A 22,664-nucleotide genomic window follows, 5' to 3' on the forward strand; every position below is an offset into this window, starting at 1 on the left:
GCTATACTAAAGATTAATTAAAAATTAGGAATTAATAAGAAAGAGGGGCCTCATATGGCTGAACAAAAACCAACTTATTACATTACAACGCCAATTTACTATCCATCTGGTAAATTACATATTGGTAATACATATACGACCGTTGCTTGTGATGCTGAAGCACGTTACAAGCGTTTAATGGGTTATGATGTTTTCTACTTAACCGGAACTGATGAACACGGGTTAAAGATCGAACAGAAAGCTGAAAAGCTAGGCAAGCAGCCACAAGAATACGTGGATGAAATGGCTGCCGGAATTAAGAAACTTTGGAAGACAATGGAAATCACTAATGATAAGTTTATCCGGACAACGGATGACTACCATGAAAAAGCTGTCCAAAAAATCTTCCAAAAGTTTGTCGACCAGGGCGATATTTACAAGGGTAAATATAAGGGCTGGTATTCAGTTGATGATGAAGAATACTTTACTGAAAGCCAGTTAGCTGAAGTTTACCGTGATGACAATGGTAACGTAATCGGGGGAAAAGCTCCTTCTGGTCATGAAGTTCAATTGGTTGAAGAAGAGTCATACTTCTTTAAGATGAGCAAGTACTCTGACTGGCTGATGAACTACTATAAAGAACATCCTGACTTTATCGAACCGCACACCCGGGTTAACGAAATGGTTAACAACTTTTTAAAGCCGGGACTTGAAGACCTTGCTGTTACCCGGACCTCATTCAACTGGGGTGTTAAGGTGCCAAATGATCCAAAACATGTTGTTTACGTTTGGATTGATGCGTTATCCAACTATATTACTGCTTTAGGCTATGGTTCTGATGATGATAGCCTCTTTAAGAAGTACTGGCCAGCTGATGTGCACATGGTTGGAAAAGAAATCGTTCGTTTCCATACGATTTACTGGCCAATCATGCTCCATGCTCTTGGACTACCGTTGCCAAAGCATGTTATCGGTCACGGCTGGCTGACAATGAAAGACGGCAAGATGTCTAAGTCAAAGGGAAACGTCATTTACCCCGAAACGTTGGTTAACCGTTATGGCCTGGACGCCACCCGTTACTACCTCTTGAAGGCAATGCCATTTGGTAATGATGGGGTCTTCAGTCCAGAAGACTTTGTTGATAAAGTTAATTACGATCTGGCTAACGATCTGGGGAACTTACTTAACCGGACCGTTGCCATGATTAATAAGTATCAAGACGGTAAGCTGGTTGCTCAAAATGATGCCACAACTGAATATGATACTGATCTTGAACAGACTGCCGCAAATGCGATTGCTGAATTTAAAGCGGAAATGGATCGAGTTCATTTTGCTGATGCCTTGTCAGCGGTTTGGAAATTAGTTTCGCGAGCTAATAAATATATCGATGAAACCGAACCATGGGTATTAGCCAAGGATGAGAGTAAGAAAGCTGAGCTATCTGATGTTATGACTCACCTTGCCAAGAGTTTACGGGTAATTGCGGCACTGATTCAGCCAATAATGACTCATGCGCCAAAAGAAATTATTACCCAACTTGGCCTTGAAGGAACCAATCTTGATTTAACTACTCTGCAATTTGATGATTTCCCAGAAACAGCCCAAGTAGTTGCTAAAGGAACACCAATCTTCCCTCGACTCGATGTTAAGGAAGAGGTTGAGTTCATCAAGAGTCAAATGAGTGCTAACCAGAAGCAAAAGGGACGTAAGGCAATGGAACAAGCAAAGAAAGAAGCGCAAAAAGCAATGAGTGAAGAAGAAACAACTGGTAAGAAGCAAATTCGGATTGATGTTTTTGATAAGGTTGAATTAAAGGTTGCTCAAATTACTTCAGCAGGTCATGTTGAAGGAGCGGATAAGCTGTTGAAGTTCCACATGGATGATGGAACTGAAGAAGGTCGGCAAATCCTTTCAGGAATTGCTGAATGGTATCCAGATCCATCCGTTCTTGTTGGTAAGAAGGTCCTGATTGTTGCTAACTTGAAGCCACGGAAGATGCGTGGAGAAGTTAGTCAAGGAATGCTCCTATCTGCAGAAAAGGATGGCAACGTAACTGTTGTGACCGTTCCAGACTCACTCGTTCCTGGAATGGGTGTTGAATAATCAGGTTACCCAATGAGTAAACAACATAAAAACTGGCGTCAAGTTTATGATTCGCATACGCATCTAAACGATGACGCCTTTTATGATGATGTTCCAGCATTTGAAGCACGGGCTGCCCATTATGGAGTCACCCAAATGAATATTGTGGGGTCAAATACCGTTTTGAATGCACGGGCGATTAAGCTGGCCCATGAATACGATAATCTTCATGCGATTATCGGCTGGCACCCAGAAGATATTCGTTCATATACTGATCAGGCTGAGAAAAAACTAATTGAGCAACTGCAGAACCCCCTAGTTGTGGGAATTGGCGAAATTGGATTAGATTATTTTAATGATCAAAATTCACCGCATGATCGTCAGCAGGAAATTTTTGCCCGACAGTTAGAGATTGCCCGTCAATTAAAACTCCCAGTTTCAATCCATGTCCGGGACGCCCTTGAAGATGCTTATGCAATTCTCCGTAATTCTCATATTGATGAATTTGGCGGGGTAATGCATAGTTTTAATGGTTCGCCTGAAATGGCAGAAAAGTTCATGGGATTAGGGATGGCAATCTCGTTTAGCGGGGTTGTTAGTTTCAAAACAGCTGAAGAGGTTCACCAAGCTGCATTAGCGGTTCCGTTAGATCGGTTGATGGTTGAAACCGATGCTCCTTACCTAACACCAATTCCGTACCGGGGAAAAGAAAACGAGCCCGGCTTTACTAAGTTTGTGGTTGACGCAATTGCAAAGTTAAAGAATGTTGATGCGGAATTGGTCGCTTACAAAACTTTTCATAATGCTGAAAGATTATTTTTAACGAAGAGAGAGCCAAATGAAGAAGATTAAAGAAGTAATTGTCGTTGAAGGAAAGGACGATACGAAGCAAATCTTAAAAGCGGTCAATGCTGATACCTATGAGACTAACGGGTCGGCATTATCGGCGGTAGATATTGACCGGTTGAAAAAGCTTCAGAAAACACGAGGACTAATCGTGTTCACCGATCCTGACTTTAATGGCGAACGAATCCGTAAGATGATCAGCACTGCAATCCCAGGGGTTAAGCATGCCTTTATTCGTCGTGATCAGGGCGTCCCCGAATTTAAGGGAAGCCTTGGCGTTGAGCATGCAACACCAGAAGTAATTAGGGGTGCCTTAGAAAAGCTTTATACCCAGGGGACATTGGAGGATGCCGAGATTACTAGCACTGATTTAAAAGCAGCTGGTTTAACCGGGAAGCAAAATTCTCGTTACCGGCGTGAGCGTCTTGGGCAGATACTTGGGATTGGCTACGGAAATGGTAAGCAGCTCTTAAAACGGTTGAATATGTTCCAAATTCGCCGACAAGATTTTGAAGATGCGGTTCATCAATTGGATCAGGAGGAAGCAAAATGAGTGAATTAACACAAATTGGTAGCCGGAAAACAACCCGTTCAATTCTGAACGAATATGGCCTTCATGCAAAGAAGGGGTTTGGTCAGAACTTCCTGACTGATCCGGCAATCCTTCAGCGAATTGTTGAGGCTGCTGAGGTTACAGACGCAGATAATGTGATTGAGATTGGACCCGGAATCGGGGCGTTGACTGAAAAACTGGCGCAGGCTGCCGGACAGGTAGTTGCCGTTGAGATTGATCAAGATTTGATTCCCGTTTTAGAGAAAACATTGGCTGCTTACGACAATGTGACGGTAATTAATCAGGATATTTTAAGGGCCAATTTACCAGAGTTAATCCAGCAACAGTTTACCGACCCGACCAAACCAATTAAAGTGGTTGCCAACCTGCCGTATTACATTACTAGCCCAATCTTGATGAACCTGCTGGCTAGTCCGGTGGAGTGGTCATCAATTACGGTCATGATGCAAAAGGAAGTTGCCCAGCGTCTTACTGCTAAGCCAGGGACAAAACAGTATGGTGCTTTAACCCTAGCAATCGAATATCAGATGGATGCAGAGGTTGCCTTTAACGTCTCCCGCCATTCATTTATTCCAGCGCCAAACGTTGATTCCGCAATTGTGGTGCTTAAGCAGCGTCAGCAGCCATTGACAACTAAGCCCTTTGATAAGCAGAAATTAATGGGCTTTATTCGGGGATGCTTTGCTCACCGGCGAAAGAGTCTCTGGAATAACCTGCAAAGTGTAATTGGTAAAGATGCAAATATAAAAGCAAAAATGACAAAAGTTTTGGAAGAAAACGAGATCTCACCACAGTTTAGGCCAGAAAAGCTGACTTTAGCCCAATTTATCAACCTTTTGAATGCCCTTCACCAAGAAAAATTAATTTAAAATACGATTGAATTATTGCTAAAATTGTGATAAAATTTTGACTTTTATGCGGAATTAGCGTATAGTTCAGCCTGTGAGGTGAGATGTGTGGCTAAAAGTATTTTAGAGATTAAACAAGAACTTGAGGGTCGCGTTGGTCAACGAGTTCTGGTAACTGCTCAAGCAGGCCGGAAACGTGTTGCTAAGCATCATGGGGTACTTAGTAAAACCTATCCAGCAATCTTTGTCGTTCACGTTAATGAGGGACAAGGACAAATTAGCCGGATCAGTTACAGTTATACTGATCTCTTAACACAAAATATCTCGATTGATTTCGAAGATGAAGAAGCACAAGCATAAAATAGACGATGAAGAGTCGTGATGGGAGTCAGTGAGGACTTTTGTCACGGCTTTTTTTGATCTCCTAACTTCTTTCCTAGCTTTCTCTTTGCTATAATCTAAGTAACTATTTGACTAAACGGGGAGGTGTTCTGAATGCTGATCACTGAAAAAGCACCGGCAAAGCTTAACCTAAGCTTAGATTCACCGATGAGATACCTCGATGGGATGCCAAAATGGGATATGGTAATGGTTTCTGTTGATCTGGCTGACTATGTTACGATTGAAATTGCTGACCGACCGGGAAACGTTAAAGTATATACGGATAGTAGTTTTCTTCCCAACGACCAACGAAATCTTGCATTTCAGGCTGCCAATATTTTGCGTAATCGGTTCCACCATCGGGAAGCATTAATAATTAATATTAGGAAACATATTCCGGTTGCTGCGGGACTAGGCGGTGGTTCTTCTGATGCTGCCGCGGTATTGCGCATTTTGAATTCAGCCTGGAAACTGGGCCTTTCGTTGGAAGAATTAGCACGGTTGTCACTTTCAATTGATTCAGATGTTCCGTATTGCGTATATGGCAAGCTGGCTCACGTAACTGAACATGGTGAAAAAATTGAATTACTACCCCCACAACCTCATTACTGGGCGGTAATTGCCAAGCAGCAGATTAGTGTATCAACCCCACAGATATTGCGGCAAATTGATTATACGCAGATTGACCACCTAGATAATTCGCTGTTACTCCAAGGCTTACGGAATGGCGATTGGCAGACATCAACTAAGTATATGGGAAACGTTCTGGAACCACTAACAATGCGTTATTATCCGGAAATCAAACGATTGAAGGATAAGATGCTTGCTTTAGGAGCGGATGTTGCGCAGATGAGCGGGACGGGACCATCAGTTTTTGCAATTTGCCATACCGAATCGCGAGCACGACGAGTTCAAAATGGAATCCGGGGCTTTTGTCGGAACGTTAATATTGTTACTTTACTATAAATTACTAGCTGGGCTTTTCTAATACTGAAGAAAAGTCCAGTTATTTTAATAAACATTAAGCAAAAGACGAACATTTATGTTAAAATCAAAGGCAATTAATACTTTTGGAGGATTAGATATGAAGGTTAGACGTAGTAACCGCCTTGTCGATATGACAAGATATTTGATGGAACACCCCCGTTCTCTCGTTTCACTCAAATTTTTTGGGGAACGGTATGATTCTGCTAAGTCTTCAATTAGCGAAGATCTTAGTATTATTCGGCATACTTTTCACTCTTGGGGAATGGGACGGCTAGAAACAATCCCTGGAGCAAGTGGTGGTGCTGTATTAACGCCATTCTATTCAAAAGAAAATGCGGAAAAAGCAATTGCTGACCTTGTTGATGCTGTGAGTGATGATACCCGGCTGTTACCTGGAGATTATGTTTACCTTTCAGACTTAATTGGCCGGCCAGATATTTTACGGCGTGTTGGTCGGTTAATTGCCACCCAATACGTTGATCAAGACGTCGATGTTATTATGACGGTTGAAACCAAGGGAATTCCGATTGCGCAAAGTGCTGCAATGTACTTGAATAAGCCATTTGTAATTGTGCGGAATAGCTCTCATATTACTGAAGGGCCAACCGTGAGTGTTAACTATGTTTCTGGTTCTGTAAAACGGATTAAGAAGATGGAACTATCACGGCGGACACTTTCTGCAGGGGCTAACGTGGTTGTTGTTGATGACTTTATGAAGGGTGGGGGAACCCTGAACGGAATGAAGTCACTGATTAAGGAATTCGATGCTAACTTGGTCGGGATGACTGTCTTGGCTGAAGGTGAAGTAACCGGTAAACGATTAGTAGATAACTGTACGTCTTTGATTAAGGTCAATGCAGTGGACGATGAGAAAAAGACGATCCAAGCTGGACCGGGAAGCTTTATTAAAGATGTCTTTGAGAAGGAGTAAAGTAATAAAATGAAGCGGAATGCGATTATTTTAGCAGCCGGTAAGGGAACCCGGATGCGGTCAAAGTTATATAAGGTCTTACATAAGGTATGCGGAAAGACAATGGTAGAACATGTTGTTGGTCAACTTGAAAAAGCTGATATTGAAAATATTATTACCATTGTTGGTTTCGGTGCCGAAAAGGTCGAAGAGGTTGTTGGTGACCGGACTAAGTTTGCCTTACAAAATGAACAGTTGGGGACTGGACACGCAGTAATGCAAGCAAAGGATCTTTTAGCGGACGAAGATGGTGAAACCATTGTTGTCAGTGGCGATACACCTTTGTTTACTGCTGATACTTTTAAGAAGTTATTTGAGTACCATGAACAACGCCATGCTGCTGCAACGATCCTTACATCTGTGGCACCTGACCCAACAGGCTATGGTCGAATTGTTCGCAATGATGTGGGAATTGTTGAACGAATTGTGGAACAAAAGGATGCTACGCCAGAAGAACAAGCAATCCATGAAATTAATACCGGTGTTTACTGCTTTGACAACAAGAAACTCTTTGCTGCCTTAAAGAACATCAATAATGATAATGCTCAGGGTGAATACTACCTTACTGATGTAATTGAAATCTTGAAGAATGAACAAGAGATCGTTACTGCATACAAGATGTCAGATTTCGATGAATCAATGGGGGTTAATGATCGGGTTGCTCTTGCTCGTGCTAATAAGATTATGCGCAAGCGGATTAACACTAAGCTGATGGAATCTGGGGTTACAATGCTGGATCCAGAAACTACTTACATTGATGACGGTGTCCAAATTGGTCAGGATACGGTTATTGAAGGTGGAGTTGTTATTAAGGGCAAGACTACCATTGGTAATGGATGCTACATCAGCGCTCATTCACGGATTGAAGATTCTACCATTCACGATGGGGTAACCATTACTTCATCAACCCTTCAAGAAGCCGAAATGCATGATGGCAGTGATATTGGACCTAATAGTCACCTTCGACCAGCTGCTGAAATTGGCAAGAATGTTCACATTGGTAATTTCTGTGAAGTTAAGAAGGCCTTTATCGGTGAAGGAACTAAGGTTGGTCACTTAACCTACATTGGAAATGCCACCCTTGGTAAGAATATCAATGTTGGCTGTGGTGTTGTCTTTGTTAATTATGATGGTAAGAACAAGCACCATACTAATGTTGGCGACCACGCCTTCATTGGTAGCAACAGTAATTTGGTTGCGCCAGTTAATTTGGCTGCTAATGCATTTGTTGCAGCTGGCTCCACAATTACGGACAATGTTGAAGAATACGATATGGCAATTGCTCGGGCACGTCAGGTTAACAAGGAAAATTACGCTAAGAAATTGCCTTGGTAAGCTTTCTGCTCTTGCTTTTTGTGTGGCAAATTTATATCATTAAAGTGTTGGTATAATAATGTTTGTCGTACACACAATTTTTATTAAAGGGACTGGAGATTGTTCTGCCAGTTTCCCAGTTTTGAATTAATCCAGTGGAGGATGCAATGACTACTAATCATTATTTTGACCCTAAGTTGAAGATTTTTGCTTTGAATTCAAACCGACCACTTGCCGAAAAGATTGCTGAACACGTTGGCGTTGAATTAGGTAAGTTGTCCGTTGACCGTTTTAGTGATGGCGAAATTCAAATTAACATTGAAGAAAGCGTTCGTGGTGATAATGTTTACGTTATCCAATCCACCTCAGCACCTGTTAATGATAATTTGATGGAACTATTGATCATGGTTGACGCTTTACGTCGTGCTAGTGCAAAGACCATCAATGTGGTAATTCCTTACTATGGCTACGCGCGTCAAGACCGGAAAGCACGTAGCCGGGAACCAATTACCGCTAAGTTAGTAGCAAATATGTTACAAAATTCTGGCGTTGATCGGGTAATTGCCTTAGACCTTCATGCTGCTCAGATTCAAGGGTTCTTTGATATTCCAGTTGATCACTTGATGGGCGCACCATTATTGGCTGAATACTTTATTAAGGAAGGCGTTGCTCAAGATGCTGTTGTAATTTCACCAGATCATGGTGGGGTTACTCGTGCCCGGGCCTTAGCTGAATTCTTAAAGTCACCAATTGCGATCATTGATAAGCGTCGTCCACGAGCAAACGTCGCTCAAATTATGAACATCATTGGGGATGTTAAGGGTAAAAAGTGTATCATGATTGATGACATGATTGATACCGCCGGAACCATTACTTTGGGTGCTCAAGCCTTGATTGATGCCGGGGCAAAAGAAGTTTATGCTTCTTGTACTCATGCGGTACTTTCAGGTCCAGCTATCGAACGGTTAGATAATTCGCCAATTAAAGAGGTTGTTGTGACTGACTCAATCCAACTGCCAAAGGAAAAGCAAATTGATAAGATTAAGCAAGTATCAGTTGCTCCACTTATCGGTTCAGCTATTAAGCGGATTAACGAAAATCGGCCAGTTAGCCCGTTATTCAAGAAAGTATTTAAGAGTGCGGAAATTTAATCATTAGGAGAGACTTAGAAAAAATGTTTCGTTTTTTCTAGGTCTCTTCTTTTGTAACTAATAGTTTCTGAACTTACCGAGTCTAATTCCCAGCTTCCACCTATTTCTAACGATATTCTTAAGAGCAGGGTCGAGAAGAGTAGTAGTGAACTCAGCATGGTATAATTATTTGTGGAGAAAAAGGAGGAGTAATTATGACAGTAAATAAGTTCTTCAAGAATGTCTCAGTAGGTGCTGCTGCACTGACACTTGTTCTAACGTTAGCCGGATGCGGTAATAGTCAATCGGCTAGTTCTACGAAGAGCTCATCTGCCAATAGCAGTACTCAGTCGTCTGAAAATGATTCAACTAAGGCGGTTCGTTCAGCTAACCGTTCAATTCGCAACAATAACTTTCAAGCAGCATACGATAATTTAAATAACACTAGTAATCGTTCAAATGAAGCTAATAATTTGAAGGATGATTTACAAAATTATTTAACTGCTAAGCGCGCATATGACAATGGTGATTACCAAACTGCCTCTAACAGTTTGAAACCATTAAAGTCTACTAGCACGGCAATGCGTGATGCTTATACAACTCTTCAATCTAAGATTAACAAGAAGCAAAATGCTAAGGCCACAAGTTCTTCTTCTAGTCAACGGATCGCAAATCAACAAGCATCTGATAAGACAAGTGATAGTGTTGTCGAAGCCTTTGCAAATAAGATGGGCTTCACTGGCGAAAAGGGTTATTCAATTATCCCAACATCTGCTAACGGTAGTGTTTATAAGCTAGAAGTTCGGCAAAACAATAGTGATAATACTGTTTCCAATATGATTGGAATTTATCAATATAACAGCCAAACTGGTGCGGTTACTAAATTACAATAAGATATATGCAATGAGGAGCAGCAATAGGGTGGTCTCTAGCGTTCGGCTTTACTAGAACGTTAGAGGCCATTGTTGTACCGCCTATTAGCTTTCAATATAAGTAATAGGATTATGTCACAACTTCTTTTTATTTCAGGTGGGTGAAGATAGATGTGCACGGTATTAACACTAGACCGGGAAAAATTATTTGGACGGACCATGGATTTTCCGCCCCGAACCCCATGGCGATTGACGTTTTTACCAGCTGGTTATCGCTGGTGTCCCGCAAGTGAAGAAAAAACAATCGATAACCATTATGCTATTTTGGGTGGAATGCGTCTTGTTGACGACCATTACCTAATTGGCGACGGGATTAATGATCAGGGACTGGTCTGTGCTGAACTCTTCTTCCCGGTTGCGGCTAGTTATGGGCAAGCACGTCCCGGCAGGTTAACGTTAACCCCACAGGACTTCATCCATTGGGCTTTGGGAAGTCATGCTACGGTACAAGAAGTAATTTCTGATTTGGAAAACATTAACGTTGTTAAGAAACGCTGGTTTGATGGAATTCAATACCCGTTTCACTGGTTCTTAATGGACTCAACAGGGAGCTATGGAATTGAGCCGTTAGCTGGTAAGCTGGTAGTGTTTAAAAACACGGTTGGCGTATATACTAATACGCCAGCTTATCAGGTTCAGATTGAGAAGTTAAATCGTTATCTTGGCAATGATTCAGAATCTCAGTTTACAGCGCAAACGAAAATTGATTTAGCCAAAATGAATGCTCAAATTACTGGTCGAAATTCAAGTGATCGCTTTATTTTGGCGGCCCAGGCACGTTGGGGAAGCAAAATATCAACGGTTGAAGAATTAAAGTCCTTCCTTCAATCCGTAACAATCCCTAAAAATGCCCAACACCCGCATAACTATACCCATTATCAGGCAATTATTAACCAACAAACTGGCGAATACCGCTTTTACAACCAACTAACTGGTGAGACGACAACGGACAATATAAAAAAACACGCTCAAGAAAAAGAAATTCAGCGGTTTGAATAAAATATAACCAGATGGGATTGTGACATAAGTTATATTACCTAGATAAAATACAAACGACGCAGTATACAAATGGGATTCAGTGCTCGGAAAATCCGAACGCTGAATCCCTATTTGTGCTTTCTAAAGACTAGCTACGCGTCGACGGGGGTTCGAAAACGAACTAGCGAGCTAGTTCTGTCTCACTCTCATCCCGTGGTTATTTTTCAATTTAGATTATCGTAAAACGTACTTTTCGACCGCTTTACCAACACCATCGTTATTATTAGTATCAGTAATTACATCAGCGACCGCCTTAGTCTCAGGAACTGCATTTCCCATTGCCACACCAATTCCGGCATATTCGATCATTGAATTATCGTTTTGAGCATTTCCAAGAGCCATCACTTCGTCTTGCTTAATTCCAAGCTCTTCGCTCAATGCTTTAAGGGTACTTCCTTTGCTTGCCCGGTGATTAATGATTTCTAGGTAAAAGTCTTCACTACGAATAACCGTGAACCGATCGCCAAACTCCTTAATAAATTTAGTTTGAACCTGATTTAATTCTTCTTTATCGCCCAGCATCATTCCCTTGGCAAGAACATACTGATCCTGTGTATGTGCCATTTCATCAAGCGAACGGACCCTGACAGGCATACTTACCAGGTCGGATTCATGAATTGTCCACGGACTCAGGTCACGGTTAGTCGTGTAGATATAATCACGAGATTCAAATTGTGATTTAACATTATTCTTGGTGCAGAAAGATTGCCAGTCAATGTAATCATCAAAGGATAACGTATAGTTAACAAGGACCCGTTCATTAGTTGATTGGGCAAGCGCACCGTTAAAACTAATTACGTATTCGTCATCCTGGTGGTTTAAGCCGAGTTCTGTAAGGTAAGCATTAACTCCAGTCATCGGCCGGCCAGTACAAAGAACGACTTTAACCCCTTGTTGCTTTGCAGCTTCGAGGGCTTCTTTGGTTTTAGGGGTAATTTGCCGCTGATCGTTAATTAGGGTTGCGTCAATATCGATTGCTACTAGTTTAATGGTCATTATTTATGCTCCTTTGGGTTAATAATATGGTTGTTTTGAATATAACTTTGAAATTCTTCATAGATCGGCTCAAAAATTTCAATATCTTTGTGTTCGTTGAGCATTTCCTTAGGGAAGAAAAACCGTTGGTCACCAGCTTCTTTACCAGAAACGCTAGCCACAAGCGTACTAACCTGCGACAGTTCGATTAAGTTACCGTTTGGCTGGATTAATTCAATTTGAGTTTGTGGATTTGAATTTTGTGGGTTATAAGTGTCGTAAGGAAGCTTAAAACTATCATTAACAGCGGTGTAGTAGTCGCTGTTGAACCCTGCCGTTTGGATTAATTTATGCAACTTTGGCAAAAGCGGCTTGGATTTTTCATCGTACAATGCAGACTTTAGTGGTCGCCGGTTGAGAAATCTTCTGGCGAGGTCATTAAGGATCTCATCTCGTGAGTGAGTCCAATGGTTGAAGTAGGTAGTAAGGACACCATCGTCAAGGGCAAGGTAGTCGTCTAATGTGAACCGATTATTGAAAAAGGGCATCAGCATGTAAGGGGTGAATTCCGGTTCAAATTCACTTGGGTGCTGGTAAATATACTTGGCCCGTTTTAAAAGGTGGTCAAGGATTACTTCCATTGATCGGGAAACGGGGTGGAAATATATCTGAAGGTACATTTGCAACCGGCTGATAATATAATCTTCAACCGCGTGCATTCCTGAAATATCAAAGGCTATTCCGCTCTTAATAGGTCGCATCATGAGGAGAACCCGATCAAGATCGAATTTCCCATAATTAGTTCCAGTATAGTACGAATCTCGTTGTAAATAATCCATTCGGTCAGCGTCAACCTGACTGGAAATCATTTGGACAACTTGGGGGTTATGGTAAGTGTGATCAATTACGCTCGCAACTTCTTCTGGGAAAGTTGGGGAAACACGACTCAAAATTCGGTTAACGTTGGTTGACGAGTTAGTAATAATTTCCCGGGTAATTGCTTCGTGATCCGTGTGAAAAATATGCTCAAAGGTGTGGGAATAGGGACCGTGCCCGAGATCGTGCAAGAGGGCGGCACAAAGCGCAACCGGACGCTCCCGGTCATCCCAGAGACCATCGCCAGGCTGACGGGTTGGGTAATTTCTCTGGAACCTGTTACACATTCTTCGTGTAATTTCATAAACCCCTAAACAATGGCCAAACCGGGAATGCTCTGCGCCGTGAAAAGTAAGCGAGGAAGTCCCTAATTGTTTAATTCGCCGCAATCGTTGAAACTCTGGAGTATTAATTAAGTCGAGAAGAATTTGATTGTCGACAATGATTTGACCATGAATCGGGTCACGAAAAACTTTTTCTTTAGCTAATTGTTCATCCTGAAAGGACATTTACTTATTCCTCCCCTTGAAGGCGTTCTTGAAGACGGGTAATTGTTGATAGTTCTTGACCTAAGTACTGGATAAATTTCTGTGACCACATTGCTTGCCGTAATTGCTGTTCCCCACGATCAGCAAAAATATTTAACAGGCGTTGTCTAGCTTCTTTAAGACTTAATGGTTTGCAAAGCAGCTCCTCGATGGTGGTCATTGATGTCGGCCAAATGTCTGGAAAGTGCCACTTATTTTCTTCGTTCTGCAGTCCCTTAGTATAGAAATCTCGAATTACTTCACCCCGGAGCATTTGAGGACCATTGACACTGAGGTACAGCATCACAACTACTCCCGACTTGTTCCGGCGTTGGGACATTCCGCCAATTTTTTGCCCATTAACGCTAAGATCAAAGGTTCCGGGGCAGTATGAATGGGTGATTTCTCCAGTCTTGATTGTAAGTTCAGGATAGGCAGCGCTAACGACATCGGTCATCACTTGGTAGGCTTCGTCAATTTTAAGTTCACCGCCGATAACGTGCCATGGTAGGAAAATAGAAAAATTGAGGATCCCAGAGTCGCTAGCAACTGCGAGCCCGCCTGAATTGCGAATGAAGTAGTGCAGTCCCTTATTAGAAAGGTAGTTTAATGCAGTAGAAAGGTGTGGGAGTCGTTGATCCTTTAGACCTAAAATAACCGTATCTTCTAGTGTCCAGAAATGAAGAACTGGGGATGGTAATTGATCGCTGGCGCGGAGGATCGCGTTGGTATACGTAAATGAAGAAAGATTATTTGCTGGCTTTAGTGGTTGGTCAAAGATCTCGACGTGTTGGTTTGAAATATTAATCATAATTAATTCTTCTTTTCTATAAATACTGGTATTATTTAACATTTTCATTATACTAAACTAGGCTGAATAATAACATTCGGAGACAAAAAACAGTTATAATCAGGACAAGATGCTTAATGAATGGGAGGTCTTTAATATCAAACGCGTAGTGCCAGTTCATATTCAATTAACGACCACGATGGAACAAGATGGTCAGCGTGATCAATACCATTTTGACGAACAAGGACAATTTGTTGAATTAAATGGTAAGTACTATCTTCACTATCAGGAACATCAAGGCGGAACAGCCACTCCGGTTCAGTTTCGCCTGGGAACGGATCAGCTTCATTTAAGACGAAGCGGAATTCGGGAGACGGACTTTGAATTTCAATTGTCTGCACCAACAAAAACTCGTTACCGAACAGAATACGGAATTATCGGAATGTTGGTTACAACAAACCGGCTAGCGGTAGAATTTGATCCACAAGACGTTAATGGGTCAATTGATTTGGAGTATCAGTTAACCGCAAATGAACAATTAATTGGAACTTACCAAGTTCAATTGCAATTTGCAGCCTAGCATTGTATACTGTAATTTAGACTTTTGAAGGGATGTGCACCAATTTGGATTTAAAGATTTTTGACGGCCAAGACAAATCAGAACTTTCAATGATCGAAGTTGCCCACGCTATTCTCGCACACCACGGCGAAGCAATGGCATTTGTTGATTTAACTAATGAAGTTCAACAATACCTTGGTAAGAGTGATGAAGAGATTCGTGAACGACTTTCTCAGTTTTACACTGATTTGAACATTGACGGCAGTTTTATCTCCCTCGGTGATAACACTTGGGGTCTACGTGCATGGTACCCATACGAATCAATCGACGAAGCAACCGTTGGTGAAAATGAAGATGAGGAAGAGGACGATCGTCCAAAGAAGAAGCGTCGTAAGGTTAACGCCTTCTTAGCTGACTCTAATTCTGATGATGATGTTATTGATTACGATAACGATGATCCTGAAGATGAAGATCTTGATGATCAGGATGATGACGATAACACAGATTATGATGATGACGACGATGATGACGATTACAGCGATGATGATGGCCTTGATGATGGTATTGAAGGTCAATTATCTGAGTTGCAAGACGACGATGACGATGATGACGAAGAATAATTTTTAATATTTTGTTCTTGACTATCTGATGCCGAGCCTGTATTATCTTTCTTGGGCGCCTGTGAATTACAGGTAATCGTTCGTTAAAATGTTGGCTCCCTGTTTCAGTAGAAATGGGGAGTCTTTTCTATTTACTAACCCCATTAAAAAACAAAAAGGAGAAAATTACGCGATGACTAAATACATTTTTGTAACCGGTGGAGTTGTATCATCACTAGGCAAGGGAATTGTTGCTGCTTCTCTAGGCCGTCTGTTAAAGAACCGTGGCTTAAAGGTTGCTATTCAAAAATTTGATCCATACATTAACGTTGATCCGGGAACCATGAGCCCATACCAACACGGTGAAGTTTTTGTTACTGATGATGGGACCGAAACTGATTTGGATTTAGGTCATTATGAACGGTTTATTGACAACGACTTAAACAAGTACTCAAACGTTACAACCGGGAAGATTTATTCTGAAGTATTGCGGAAGGAACGTCGTGGTGATTACTTGGGACGGACTGTTCAAGTGATTCCGCACATTACTAACGCAATCAAGGATAAGATTAAGCGTGCGGGTGAAAGTACTGAAGCTGAAGTTGTTATTACCGAAATCGGTGGGACCGTTGGTGATATTGAATCACAACCATTCATGGAAGCCATTCGGCAAATGAAGGAAGAAGTCGGTGATGACAATGTCTTATACATTCACACGACCTTGGTTCCATACCTTCGTGCAGCTGGTGAAATGAAGACTAAGCCAACCCAACACAGTGTTCGTGAATTACGTGGCCTAGGAATTCAGCCAAACATCCTTGTTGTTCGGACTGAAAAGCCAATCACTGATGAAATGCGGAACAAGATCGCCCTATTCTGTGATGTTGATCCTAAGGCCGTAATTGAATCAATGGATGTAAATACGCTGTACGAAATTCCATTGAACCTCCAAAAGCAGGGAATGGATCAATTAGTAGTTGATCACTTTGGCCTTGATTGTCCAGTTGCTGACATGCGTGAATGGACTGATATGGTTAACCACATCGAAAATGATTTAAAGAAGACCGTTAAGATTGCCATGGTTGGTAAGTACACCGACTTGCAAGATGCGTACATCTCCGTTAACGAGGCTCTTCGTCATGCTGGCTACCCCGTTGATGCTAAGGTTGACATTGATCACTTTAATGCTGAAAACATTAATTCAGATAATGTTGCTGATACCCTTAAGGATTATGATGGGATCCTTGTTCCAGGTGGTTTCGGTAGCCGGGGAATTGAAGGAATGATTACTGCAATCAAGTATGCACGTGAAAATGATGTTCCTTACTTGGGAATCTGCCTTGGGATGCAAACTGCATGTATTGAATTTGCCCGTGATGTTCTTGGTTATAAGGATGCAAACTCAACAGAATTTGATCCAAATACTGAGCACAACATTATCGACTTGATGTCTGATCAGGAAGACGTTGAAGATATGGGAGGTACTCAACGGTTAGGTGCTTACCCATGTAAGTTGAAGCAAGGGACCGTTGCAGCTGCGGCTTACGATAACCAAAAGATGATTAGTCAACGGCACCGTCATCGTTATGAATTTAACAATGATTACCGTCAAGAGATGGAAGATCACGGACTGGTTGTTTCTGGGATTAACCCAGATCGGAACCTGGTTGAAGTTGTTGAATTACCAGAGAAGAAATTCTTTGTTGCAGCTCAATATCACCCAGAATTCAAGTCACGGCCAAACCACCCAGAAGGTTTGTTTAAGGCATTTGTTAAGGCTGCCGTTGAAAATAAGAATGATTAATTTCTTTCAACTGCTCTCAGGATAGGGATGAGATTTATGGCTTATCTTGAGAGCTTTTTTTGCGAAAAAATAGCCTTCAAAATTATTTAAGATTGCCTGCAAAAGGTTGTAATTTGTTAAATTATTAATTATCATTGTTAATGATTGTTTTGTTTAAGGAACAAACAATGTTTAGCTAAAATTAAATTAAAAATATTATAAAATCATAGAAATTTTAAGTGAGGAAACACGGACATGAAAAGAATGATCATTCAAGGAGGAAACCGACTCTCGGGCGAAGTTACGATCGGTGGTGCCAAGAACAGTACTGTTGCTTTGATCCCAGCAGCAATTTTAGCTGATACTCCAGTTGAATTTGATACTGTTCCAGATATCTTGGATGTTCACAACTTAATGATCATCTTGGAATCGATGAACGTTAAATCATCATTCACTCACGGATTTTTGGAAATCGATCCGACTCAGATCATTGAAGCTGAACTTCCAAGTAAGGCAATTAAGAGTTTGCGGGCTTCTTATTACTTTATGGGTGCTCTTTTAGGACGCTTCCATCGGGCAACACTGACATTCCCGGGTGGAGATAATATTGGACCGAGGCCAATTGATCAGCACTTGAAGGCATTTAAGGCATTAGGTGCTTCTGTTAGTGAAAACAACGGAACTGTTCATTTAGATGCACCAAATGGTCTTCACGGTACACGGATTTTCTTAGATATGGTATCGGTTGGGGCAACGATTAATACCATTTTGGCTTCTGTTCGCGCAGAAGGAACAACCGTGATTGAAAATGCCGCAAAAGAACCTGAAATTATTGATTTGGCGACATTTTTAAACAACATGGGTGCCCAAATTCGTGGTGCTGGAACGGACACAATTCGGATTACCGGGGTAGATACTTTACAATCAATGAATACCCATACTATCATTGCTGACCGGATTGAATCTGGGACTTACTTGGCAATGGCAGCGGCAGTTGGTGATGGCGTAATGGTTCATAACGTCATTCCAGAACACCTAGAATCATTCACCAGTAAGATGATTGAAATGGGTGTTGATTTGCAAATTGATAGCGATAAGATTTATGTACCGCGAGTTAAGCATCTCAAAGCAATTCACGTTAAGACAATGCCGTTCCCTGGATTTGCAACCGACTTGCAGCAACCATTAACACCATTAATGTCACTAGCAGAAGGCGATAGTACGGTTGTCGATACGATTTATCCAAAGCGGGTTAAGCACATTCCCGAATTACAGAAGATGGGAATGAAGATCGAAGCCCATGACGGAATGATTGTTATTAAGCACACCGATCATCTTCACGGTGCTGAAGTGACTGCCGGTGAAATTCGTGCCGGAGCGTCTTTGACGATTGCTGGCTTGATGGCAGAAGGAACGACAGTGATTAACAATGCTGGTAACATCCTTCGTGGCTATGACCGGATTGTTTGGAAGCTTAACCGTTTAGGCGCAAAAGTTTCTATCGAAGACGATAGCTCAGTAAAAATTTAATCAGTCTATTGCATCGATAATTGATTCGTGTTATTCTGTTAGGGTTGATTATCTATGTTTCAGGCAATGATTCATGGCAAAAGGAGCGTAATAAATTATGAAACAAGGAATTCATCCAGATTATCATCCAGTAGTATTCCAAGATGCATCTACTGGTTACAAGTTTCTCTCAGGTTCTACTGTAACCTCAAGTGAAACTATCAAGTGGGAAGACGGTAATGAATACCCATTAGTACGGGTTGAAGTTACTTCAGATTCACACCCATTCTACACTGGTAAGCAAAAGTTTACCCAAGCAGATGGTGCTGTGGACAAGTTCAACAAGAAGTACGGTCTCAAGTAAGACATACTTTACTAATTCAAAAAAGACGTTGGAAATTTCCAACGTCTTTTTCTTTTAAATTATTGAATTGGATCAGCAAAACTAACATTAAGGTAGGTATAATAAGAATAGCTTTTTAAAAGGAATGATGATCAGATGCTTCGGCGGTTAATAAAGATAATAATGAAGCTGAACAACTGCTCGTTTTTTCGGGTAGTTCGCCAAACCTTATCAATGTTATTTCCCTTTGCGTTACTTGGTTCATTCTCACAGATGATATACCGGACTTTTCTTAGTCAGGATGGGCTATTTTATAACGTTGCCTACCTTGGCGTTTGGGTGCCAGATTGGATCATGACAATTCTCCAGTCTGCCTTTATTGGGGTTAGCAAGATTACGTTTAACCTCTTTGGAATCTTGGTTGCCTATGCCGCAGCAAAATATACGGCCAGAATTTATCATCGTGACTCACAACTAGCTGGGGTAACGGGAATTGTCGCCATTCTGATCATTGCTTTTCGCTATGACCACGTATCGGTAGATCGGGCGATTGCCTTCAATTGGCGACTTCTCGGCACACAAAGTTTATTAATTGCACTAATTGTTGGCTATGTGATTGGCCAAATATACCACTGGCTGGGGATCGAGCGTAATTTTCAGAAAACCAACCAAATTATCAGTGTTCGGGAACGATCATTGTATGCGATGAAACCATTAGTGGCATCCGTTATGCTAGCAATTATTTTTACCTATATTCTGAATTTCAGCTGGTTAAGTAAGGTGTTACGGGGCGTTTATTCACAAATGGTGACTGTGGGACATAATAACCAGGGAATCCTTTTGACGATCGCTGGAACAACTTTAGTAACAATTTTTGATTGGCTTGGCTTGGGAAACGTAGCTAACTCAGGTGCAATCTTAAGCGGTGGGCCATTTGCAAGTAACTTGAGTTATGCTCTACGGCATGGTTCCGCGTGGCATGTTCCTTATCCGTTTTTCGGGGGTTCATTGTATAATTCATTCGCTAATTTTGGTGGCAACGGATTGTTACTTGCCTTGACAATTGCAATTATTATTACTTCCCAGAGCCAGGGACAACACCAAGTTGCTCGCTGGACGCTGCTGCCGACACTTTTTAACTCGGAATATGCGGCAATGATTGGGTTACCGATTATTATGAACCCGCTCTACCTCCTGCCGATTTTAATATTACCAATTGTTAATATATTAATTGCTACAGGGGCAATTGCGATTCATTTAATCCCACCAACTCCATATCCTGTTTTGGTTGGAACACCGGGACCACTGATTAGTTTTGTCGCTAGTAACGGTAACTGGTGGGTCCTAATCTTTACCTTGGCACTATTTATTTTGGATGTTTGGTGCTTCATTCCGTTTGTTAAGATCATTGATCATTTTGACAAGGAACTTTACTTAGATTCTTCGGAGGTGGACTACTATGTTCAAAAATGAAGGAAATCTCCGTAAAAAGAGTCGGCAAATTCTCTTTTCATTAATAGTTGTCTTAATCTTGATTGCTTTACCGACTTATTTTTGGATGAAACATACTAACCGGTATTTAGCCCTTCAGGAAAAGTCACGGATGTCACCGGTGATTATGGTTCCTGGTAGTTCGGCAACGAAGGAACGGTTTAACCAGTTGATTAACCTATTAAATAAGGATACTGACAAGAAGCATAGTGTTTTAAAACTGGAAGTATATAACAACGGTAAAATTAGTTACAATGGGTCGATTGCGCGGAATGATAATGAACCGTTCATTATCATTAGTTTTGAAAATAATCGGGATGGCCTTTCAAATATCAAAAAGCAGGCGGCAATGCTGAACGATGCGTTTGATGAGTTGACTGACCAGTACTACTTTAATAACTTTAAGGCGTTTGGTCATTCAAACGGTGGGTTAATTTGGACATATTGGCTAGAGCATTATTATTCTAATTACCAGGACAGCATTAAAATTAAAAGTTTGATGACCCTCGGAACGCCATATAACTTTGCGGAAAAGTCGATTCAGACCCCTACGCAAATGTTCACAGAATTAACCAAGTACCGCGATAAACTACCAAAAACACTAAATGTCTTTTCAATTGCTGGAACGGAAAATTATGATTCTGATGGTTTAGTGCCAGAAGAAAGTGTTCAAGCTGGAAAGTATATTTTCCAAAAGCAGGTCGCTCATTATACGGCGATGACGGTAACTGGGGATGAGGCTCAGCATTCTGATTTACCCCAGAATAAGCAAATCGTTAAGATAATTGAGGAATACCTGCTTGACGGTCGGAACCCAAATAATCCGGCAAATAGAAATAATGCAGGCAAAGGAGACAATGGCAATTAAAGTTTCTGTTCAAAAAATAGAAAACAGGTTATACTATGTCTAGCTAATTGAACGAGAGGGATAAGTAGGATGAAAAAACAGAGAAAATCTCGGGGATGGCTTCGGTGGACTGCGGTAGTCATCTTACTATTGATTTCAGTGGTGCTGATCTTTAACCAACAAATCAAGTATTATTTGACGGAAAGCTACCGACCACAGATTACCCGGCAAGCAATTAAGAAGAACCAAAGCAAGCAAAGCAGTGCTAATTATGATTATAGTAATGCTCAGGATTTAAGCTTACAAACCGTTGCAAGGGCGCGGGCAAAGAAGCAACCAATTAATATTATTGGTGAAATTACCGTACCAGCGATTGGCATGACGATTCCGATTGCTAACGGTGTTGATAACACAACGTTAGCGCTAGCGGCTGGAACGTTACGGCCAAACATGAAGATGGGTGAAGGTAACTATGCGTTGGCTGGTCATAATATGGCTAATGGTAGTAAGGTCTTGTTTTCACCCCTGTATTCTAAATCTAAGGTTGGTCAAAAAGTATACATTACTGACCTAAAGAACGTTTATGAATATAAGATTTATGAACGGAAGATTATTTCACCTTCACAGGTTGAGGTAGTTAATAACACCAAGAGCAAGATCATCACGCTAATTACTTGTGATGAAACAGGTGCTCACCGACTAATGGTTTGTGGTAGCTTTGTTAAGAAGATGCCATTTAAGGATGCACCACAGCAGGTCCAACATAATTTTAGTAGTAAGTACACAACGGGAAGAAAATCATAAGTAAAAGGGACGACAATTAACATTCAATATGCTGAACGTTAATTGTCGTCCCTTTTTTAGCTTTTGTGACTTTTGAGCTTAATGTAGTAGGAGCCTTGGCTGCATGGTTGAAACGCGTGTAGCTTAAGCTTCCTTCTAGGCAACACAGTCAAGATCTGCTCGCCAGGAACTTGCTAGAGCTAACATGTCCTTCTGCAACTTAGTCGAAACGCGTTCAGCCTAAGCTCCCTCAAGATAACGACCTCTCTCCTAGGCGCAAGTCGCCTTCGTCGAGAGAAATCGTTATCATCCGGGAGCTCTTTACGGCTTCACGCTCTGCTGGCTCGCACTCTATTTTTCCACCTTTTTAGCTTCATCCATTGCCTTCATTAATGAAGGGTTCTTTGAATGGCAGTCCTTGATCATTTGGTAATCTTCTTCGTTTAATTCAACAACGTACTTTGTCATATTAAGAGCCTCGCTTTCTATAAATCGTAACCC

The 22,664-nt window shown here is 41.4% G+C and carries 22 protein-coding genes; 19 read left to right on the forward strand and 3 right to left on the reverse strand.

Going from position 1 to position 22,664, the window contains the following annotated elements; translation table 11 throughout:
* Positions 1-54 precede the first annotated feature (54 nt).
* The 11 genes from metG to HMPREF0549_RS08200 all read left to right on the forward strand — a co-directional run bounded on the left by metG (position 55) and on the right by HMPREF0549_RS08200 (position 11,042).
* Entirely contained in the window at positions 55-2,082 is a 2,028-nt protein-coding gene (gene metG / locus HMPREF0549_RS08150; protein ID WP_003717811.1) for a methionine--tRNA ligase, read from the forward strand.
* Positions 2,083-2,094: 12 nt separating this feature from the next.
* A complete protein-coding gene (locus tag HMPREF0549_RS08155; protein ID WP_003717812.1) occupies positions 2,095-2,913 on the forward strand; it encodes a TatD family hydrolase in 819 nt (272 codons plus the stop codon).
* A complete protein-coding gene (gene rnmV, locus HMPREF0549_RS08160; RefSeq protein ID WP_003717813.1) occupies positions 2,900-3,460 on the forward strand; it encodes a ribonuclease M5 in 561 nt (186 codons plus the stop codon). Before HMPREF0549_RS08155 ends, rnmV begins: the two co-directional genes overlap by 14 nt.
* The gene (rsmA, locus tag HMPREF0549_RS08165; protein ID WP_003717814.1) at positions 3,457-4,350 is read left to right on the forward strand and encodes a 16S rRNA (adenine(1518)-N(6)/adenine(1519)-N(6))-dimethyltransferase RsmA; all 894 of its coding nucleotides are present in this window, start codon (positions 3,457-3,459) and stop codon (positions 4,348-4,350) included. The genes rnmV and rsmA overlap by 4 nt, the downstream gene beginning before the upstream one ends.
* Positions 4,351-4,437: 87 nt before the next feature.
* Positions 4,438-4,689, forward strand: coding sequence for a Veg family protein (locus HMPREF0549_RS08170; protein ID WP_003717815.1), 252 nt, complete (start codon positions 4,438-4,440; stop codon positions 4,687-4,689).
* A 135-nt stretch (positions 4,690-4,824) separates the two neighbouring features.
* Positions 4,825-5,676: a 4-(cytidine 5'-diphospho)-2-C-methyl-D-erythritol kinase gene (gene ispE, locus HMPREF0549_RS08175; protein WP_003717816.1), complete on the forward strand. Its 852-nt coding sequence runs from the start codon at positions 4,825-4,827 to the stop codon at positions 5,674-5,676.
* A 118-nt stretch (positions 5,677-5,794) separates the two neighbouring features.
* Positions 5,795-6,628 carry a pur operon repressor gene (gene purR / locus HMPREF0549_RS08180; RefSeq protein ID WP_040531797.1) on the forward strand — a complete coding sequence of 278 codons (834 nt, stop codon included), beginning with the start codon at positions 5,795-5,797 and terminating at the stop codon, positions 6,626-6,628.
* Between the two features lie 9 nt (positions 6,629-6,637).
* Entirely contained in the window at positions 6,638-8,002 is a 1,365-nt protein-coding gene (gene glmU / locus HMPREF0549_RS08185; protein ID WP_003717818.1) for a bifunctional UDP-N-acetylglucosamine diphosphorylase/glucosamine-1-phosphate N-acetyltransferase GlmU, read from the forward strand.
* Positions 8,003-8,148: 146 nt separating this feature from the next.
* Positions 8,149-9,132 (forward strand): ribose-phosphate diphosphokinase, encoded by a 984-nt coding sequence (locus HMPREF0549_RS08190; RefSeq protein WP_040531800.1) that lies wholly within the window; start codon positions 8,149-8,151, stop codon positions 9,130-9,132.
* A 194-nt stretch (positions 9,133-9,326) separates the two neighbouring features.
* Positions 9,327-10,004: a hypothetical protein gene (locus tag HMPREF0549_RS08195; RefSeq protein ID WP_003717820.1), complete on the forward strand. Its 678-nt coding sequence runs from the start codon at positions 9,327-9,329 to the stop codon at positions 10,002-10,004.
* A gap of 150 nt (positions 10,005-10,154) precedes the next feature.
* Positions 10,155-11,042, forward strand: a complete 888-nt coding sequence (locus HMPREF0549_RS08200) for a linear amide C-N hydrolase (RefSeq protein ID WP_081446197.1) — start codon at positions 10,155-10,157, stop codon at positions 11,040-11,042.
* Between the two features lie 213 nt (positions 11,043-11,255).
* On the opposite strand, the gene yidA is transcribed toward HMPREF0549_RS08200, so the two are convergent.
* From yidA to HMPREF0549_RS08215, 3 genes are read right to left on the reverse strand one after another with little or no spacing between them, the layout of a single operon-like run.
* Positions 11,256-12,077 carry a sugar-phosphatase gene (yidA, locus tag HMPREF0549_RS08205; RefSeq protein ID WP_003717822.1) on the reverse strand — a complete coding sequence of 274 codons (822 nt, stop codon included), beginning with the start codon at positions 12,075-12,077 and terminating at the stop codon, positions 11,256-11,258.
* Positions 12,077-13,441 carry an HD domain-containing protein gene (locus HMPREF0549_RS08210; RefSeq protein ID WP_003717823.1) on the reverse strand — a complete coding sequence of 455 codons (1,365 nt, stop codon included), beginning with the start codon at positions 13,439-13,441 and terminating at the stop codon, positions 12,077-12,079. Before HMPREF0549_RS08210 ends, yidA begins: the two co-directional genes overlap by 1 nt.
* Positions 13,442-13,445: 4 nt before the next feature.
* Positions 13,446-14,270, reverse strand: a complete 825-nt coding sequence (locus tag HMPREF0549_RS08215) for a lipoate--protein ligase family protein (RefSeq protein WP_040531803.1) — start codon at positions 14,268-14,270, stop codon at positions 13,446-13,448.
* 109 nt (positions 14,271-14,379) lie between these two features.
* On the opposite strand from HMPREF0549_RS08215, the gene HMPREF0549_RS08220 reads away from it, so the two are divergent.
* The 8 genes from HMPREF0549_RS08220 to HMPREF0549_RS08255 all read left to right on the forward strand — a co-directional run bounded on the left by HMPREF0549_RS08220 (position 14,380) and on the right by HMPREF0549_RS08255 (position 22,184).
* A complete protein-coding gene (locus HMPREF0549_RS08220) occupies positions 14,380-14,829 on the forward strand; it encodes a YwiB family protein (RefSeq protein WP_003717825.1) in 450 nt (149 codons plus the stop codon).
* Positions 14,830-14,873: 44 nt separating this feature from the next.
* Positions 14,874-15,428, forward strand: coding sequence for a DNA-directed RNA polymerase subunit delta (rpoE, locus tag HMPREF0549_RS08225; protein ID WP_191976252.1), 555 nt, complete (start codon positions 14,874-14,876; stop codon positions 15,426-15,428).
* Positions 15,429-15,600: 172 nt separating this feature from the next.
* Positions 15,601-17,211: a CTP synthase gene (gene pyrG, locus HMPREF0549_RS08230; protein ID WP_040531806.1), complete on the forward strand. Its 1,611-nt coding sequence runs from the start codon at positions 15,601-15,603 to the stop codon at positions 17,209-17,211.
* Positions 17,212-17,445: 234 nt separating this feature from the next.
* The gene (gene murA, locus HMPREF0549_RS08235) at positions 17,446-18,720 is read left to right on the forward strand and encodes a UDP-N-acetylglucosamine 1-carboxyvinyltransferase (protein WP_003717828.1); all 1,275 of its coding nucleotides are present in this window, start codon (positions 17,446-17,448) and stop codon (positions 18,718-18,720) included.
* Between the two features lie 97 nt (positions 18,721-18,817).
* Complete coding sequence (locus HMPREF0549_RS08240) at positions 18,818-19,063, forward strand: type B 50S ribosomal protein L31 (protein WP_003717829.1); 246 nt, start codon at positions 18,818-18,820, stop codon at positions 19,061-19,063.
* Between the two features lie 135 nt (positions 19,064-19,198).
* Positions 19,199-20,515: a PTS transporter subunit EIIC gene (locus HMPREF0549_RS08245; protein WP_050754878.1), complete on the forward strand. Its 1,317-nt coding sequence runs from the start codon at positions 19,199-19,201 to the stop codon at positions 20,513-20,515.
* A complete protein-coding gene (locus tag HMPREF0549_RS08250; RefSeq protein WP_003717831.1) occupies positions 20,502-21,401 on the forward strand; it encodes an alpha/beta hydrolase in 900 nt (299 codons plus the stop codon). The genes HMPREF0549_RS08245 and HMPREF0549_RS08250 overlap by 14 nt, the downstream gene beginning before the upstream one ends.
* 69 nt (positions 21,402-21,470) lie before the next feature.
* Positions 21,471-22,184, forward strand: a complete 714-nt coding sequence (locus tag HMPREF0549_RS08255) for a class A sortase (RefSeq protein WP_003717832.1) — start codon at positions 21,471-21,473, stop codon at positions 22,182-22,184.
* Positions 22,185-22,664 lie beyond the last annotated feature (480 nt).

It is taken from the genome of Limosilactobacillus vaginalis DSM 5837 = ATCC 49540 (assembly GCF_000159435.1).
GTDB classification, from domain to species: domain Bacteria; phylum Bacillota; class Bacilli; order Lactobacillales; family Lactobacillaceae; genus Limosilactobacillus; species Limosilactobacillus vaginalis.